We start from the raw sequence: 3,606 nt of genomic DNA on the forward strand, positions 1-3,606 counted from the left end.
CGCGGGGTGGTCCCGGGCGTAGGGTCGGGGCATGGCTCACGGATCCCGGCGCAGGAACCCCGCGTCGCTGTTCGTCGCCGCGGCCGCGGTCTATGCCGCGAACTGCATGCTCGGCGCGTCGGTCGCGGCGCGGATCGTCGACACCCGGAACTTCCGGTGGCTGCATCACCTGCTCTACATCGCCACGTGCACGTCCGTCGGTGCTGCGGTCGTCTCGGGATCCGCAGGCCGGTCCCGCCAGGGCCGTCGTGCCGCACTCGCGGTGCTCCCGGCCGCTGTCCCCCTCGCCGCGATCCCGTACCTCGGCACGCACACCCGGCGGCATCCGCTGGTCGCGCTCACCGCTGCCCCCTTCATCGTCGCGGGGCTGGTGCTCTCGCGATCCGCCGCCGACCGGAAGTGACACGCATGGAACTGCTCGACGCCATCCGCCGCCGCAAGACCACGAACGGGGCTTTCCTGCCCGACCCCGTCTCCGAGGAGCATCAGCGCATCCTCCTGGAAGCCGCGGGGCGTGCGCCGTCGCAGCTGAACAGTCAGCCATGGCGGTTCGTCGTGATCGAGAGCCGCGACACCATCGAGCAGATCGCACGCATCTCGGGCGAGAGCATGACCGAGGCGATGTCGAACGGCACGTTCTTCGAGCGCTACAAGCCGTACTTCCGCTTCAGCGAGGCCGAGATGGAGGAGAAGCGCAGCGGCATGCTCTTCGACAAGCTGCCCGCCGCACTGCGCCCCTTCACGAGTCAGGTCTTCACGAAGCGCGGGCAGACCCTCATGAACACCTTCGGGGTTCCGAAGACCCTCGGTGCCGAGAACCGCAAGCTGGTGGCCGGATCACCGCTCCTGCTCGGGGTCATGCTCGACCGGAGCGAGTATCGGCCGGGGCAGCTCTCGTCGTTCTACTCCGTGTTCAGCATGGGAGCGGCGATGGAGAACGTCTGGCTCACCACGGTCGAGCTCGGGATGGGGATCCAGTTCATCTCCTTCCCGATGGAGGTGCCTGGTCGCTGGGACGAGATCGTGCGCCTGCTTCGTGTGCCCGACGACCTGGAGCTCATGGCCGTCTACCGACTCGGCTACCTGCCGCCGGAACAGCGTCGTCCCGCGATCGACTGGTCGAGCAGTCAGCGCAAGCTCGTCTCGCAGTACGTGTTCCGCGAGAACGGCGAGACGCCGCAGGAGGGATGGGATGGCGCGCCGCCCCGGGGCGAGATCATTCCCGGTCCTCGCCCGACAGAGGCGTGAGATCGCGCAGCGCCGGTCCCTCGATCCGGGTGCCGTCGGCGCGGAAGCGTGAGGCGTGCAGGGGGCAGTCCCACGAGCACTCGGCGTCGTTCCACGTGAGCACTCCGCCCAGATGAGGGCACACCGCGCTCACTGCGCGGGTGACGCCGTCGACCGTCGATACCGCGACCGGCCGACCCGCACGGTTCGCCACCGTGCCCTGGCCCTCGGCGGGCCGCGGGACGGGGGTGGGGTGGCGTTCCGCCTCCGTCCACCCGGACGCGAGGGCCGCAGCCACCTTCCCGCCTTCCTTCGCACCGCGCCCCAGATCGGCGGGGACCGTGAGCCGTGTGCCGATCGTGGTCATCCAGGCCGCGCGCTCGCGGCGAGGGGTGCCGAGGATCTCGGCCGTGAGGCGCAGCGCAGCGGCCGGACCGTTCGAGAGGCCCCATTTGCCGTAGCCGGTCGCGAAGCGGATGCGACCGAGACCGCGTGGCATCGCCCCCACGAACGGGATGAGGTCGTACGACTCGTAGTCCTGCGCCGACCATCGATGCGTCTCCTCGGCGCCGGGGAAGTGCAATCGGGTCCAGGCGATGAGGTCGTCCACCGCTGCGGCCTCGCCATCTCCGCGACCGACCGGATGACCGTTGCCGCCGACGACGAGCTGGGCTTCTCCGCCCGGACCGTCTTCTGCATTCACCGGGCGGATCGAGCGGGTGGGGCCGTCGACCGAGAGGAAGGTGCCGTCCGGGAGGCCGCCCGGCACGCGGAAGGAGACGCAGTACGACCGCAGCCCTCGCGTCTTGGCGAAGTACAGGCCGCGGTCCGTGATCGGTGTGCCGGTCGCGAGCACGATGTGGTCGCCGAACAGCGGTCCGTCCACGGTGTCGACCCGGCCGGCGAAGGCACGTGTCCCCGTCGCCCGGACTCCGGTGTGCACCGTGCCGCCCGACGTGAGCAGCTCGGTGACGAGGGCCTGGGCCACCGCGACCGGATCGATCGTCACCTGATCGTCGAGCGCGACCGCCGCGGCCACCGGGAACGTCGTCCTCGGTCGGGTCGTCGCCATCAGCAGCCTCGTCGGCAGCCCGGCTTCCCGCGCGGCGGTGTGCTGGTCCCGGACGATCCCCGCACCGGCCGGACCCTGCGCGTAGGAATGATCGGTGCGGCGGGTGTAGGTCACGCCGGCCATGTCGGCGAACGCGGTCAGCCACTCCATCCCCGCGCGATTGGCGTCGACGTAGGCCCGCACGAGCGAGGCCGGATGGTGCCGTCGGAGCGCTTCCAGGTGCGCGCCGTGCAGGATCGAGAGCTTGCCCGTGTTCGCACCCGTCGCGAGCTCCGCGATCCCGCCCGCATCGATCACCGCGACGTCGAGTCCGGCGCGGGTGAGCATCACGGCGGTCGAGAGGCCGGTGATGCCCGCCCCGACGACGACCACGTCGTGATGCGCGCCCGCCTCGAAGGGGGAGCCCACGGGCAGGTTCTTCTCGAGCTTCCACAGTGGTCTCATTCCGACAGTCAACGTCGCGAGGAGCGAGGGAGCCACGCCCTTGACATCGACTCGGCGCGCTGGCACGCGCGACTAAGGTGGCGAGCATGATCTTCCGCCGCATCCTGCTCGTCGCCGTGGGCGGCATGGTCGGCACGGCGGCGAGGCTGGGACTCGGACTGGTGGTGCCCGACGCGGGTGGCTTTCCGGTGGCCGTGCTGCTCGCCAACGTCCTCGGAGCCGTGCTGATCGGAGTGCTGGCCGCGCGCCTCCCCTCCTCCACGGACCTCCGTCTGGCTCTCGGCACCGGAGCGCTCGGCGGTTTCACGACGTACAGCGCGTTCATGACCGGCACGGTGGAGCTGTGGGCGGACGCGCCGGTGCTCGCAGCCGCGTACGCGATCGGCAGCCTGATGCTCGGACTGGCCGGAGCGGCGCTCGGCCTGCGCTTCGGCAGACCCCGCCACGGAGCACCCGCGTGACCCCGCTGCTCTTCCTCGGTGCTGCGCTCGCCGGCGGAGTCGGTGCGGTGCTGCGCTATCTCGTCGACCTCGGTGTCGCGCGGCTCGCCGGCCGCCGCTTCCCGTGGGGCATCCTCCTCGTGAACATATCCGGCTCCTTCGCTCTCGGGGTGGTCACTGCCGCTCTCCCTGACGCGGCGTTCGTGCTCGGCGCCGGACTGCTGGGCGGATACACGACGTTCAGCACCGCGATGCTCGACACCGTCGCACTGTGGCGAGACGGCGAGCGCGGGTCCGCGGTGTTCAATGCGGTCGGGATGCTCCTGCTCGGCGTCCTCGCCGCCGCCCTCGGCCTGGCCCTCGGCACCGCCCTCTGACCCCCGCCCCCGCGGTCCCGTCCCCGTCGTGCGGTCCCGTCTTGGT

At 71.0% G+C, this 3,606-nt stretch carries 5 protein-coding genes; 4 read left to right on the forward strand and 1 reads right to left on the reverse strand.

Annotated elements, in window-relative coordinates; translation table 11 throughout:
• The first annotated feature begins 31 nt into the window (after positions 1-31).
• Positions 32-403: a hypothetical protein gene (locus E0W80_RS18980; protein ID WP_047522974.1), complete on the forward strand. Its 372-nt coding sequence runs from the start codon at positions 32-34 to the stop codon at positions 401-403.
• Between the two features lie 5 nt (positions 404-408).
• Positions 409-1,248, forward strand: coding sequence for a nitroreductase family protein (locus tag E0W80_RS18985; RefSeq protein WP_131494542.1), 840 nt, complete (start codon positions 409-411; stop codon positions 1,246-1,248).
• Here E0W80_RS18985 and E0W80_RS18990 read toward each other — a convergent pair.
• Positions 1,217-2,743 carry an FAD-dependent oxidoreductase gene (locus E0W80_RS18990; RefSeq protein WP_131494543.1) on the reverse strand — a complete coding sequence of 509 codons (1,527 nt, stop codon included), beginning with the start codon at positions 2,741-2,743 and terminating at the stop codon, positions 1,217-1,219. The genes E0W80_RS18985 and E0W80_RS18990 overlap by 32 nt on opposite strands.
• An 86-nt stretch (positions 2,744-2,829) precedes the next feature.
• Between E0W80_RS18990 and E0W80_RS18995 the strand changes: the two genes are divergently transcribed.
• Positions 2,830-3,204: a CrcB family protein gene (locus tag E0W80_RS18995; RefSeq protein ID WP_227991956.1), complete on the forward strand. Its 375-nt coding sequence runs from the start codon at positions 2,830-2,832 to the stop codon at positions 3,202-3,204.
• Entirely contained in the window at positions 3,201-3,560 is a 360-nt protein-coding gene (locus E0W80_RS19000; RefSeq protein WP_131494545.1) for a CrcB family protein, read from the forward strand. Before E0W80_RS18995 ends, E0W80_RS19000 begins: the two co-directional genes overlap by 4 nt.
• Positions 3,561-3,606: the final 46 nt, after the last annotated feature.

It is taken from the genome of Microbacterium sp. PI-1, from assembly GCF_004337555.1.
Taxonomy (GTDB): Bacteria; Actinomycetota; Actinomycetes; order Actinomycetales; family Microbacteriaceae; genus Microbacterium; species Microbacterium aurugineum.

What these genes read in the sequence shown, in the direction of transcription:
- E0W80_RS18985 (WP_131494542.1), top strand. Translation starts at nt 409, where the DNA reads ATGGAACTGCTCGACGCCATCCGCCGCCGCAAGACCACGAACGGGGCT.
- E0W80_RS18995 (WP_227991956.1), top strand. Translation starts at nt 2,830, where the DNA reads ATGATCTTCCGCCGCATCCTGCTCGTCGCCGTGGGCGGCATGGTCGGC.
- E0W80_RS18980 (WP_047522974.1), top strand. Translation starts at nt 32, where the DNA reads ATGGCTCACGGATCCCGGCGCAGGAACCCCGCGTCGCTGTTCGTCGCC.
- E0W80_RS18990 (WP_131494543.1), bottom strand. Translation starts at nt 2,743, where the DNA reads ATGAGACCACTGTGGAAGCTCGAGAAGAACCTGCCCGTGGGCTCCCCC.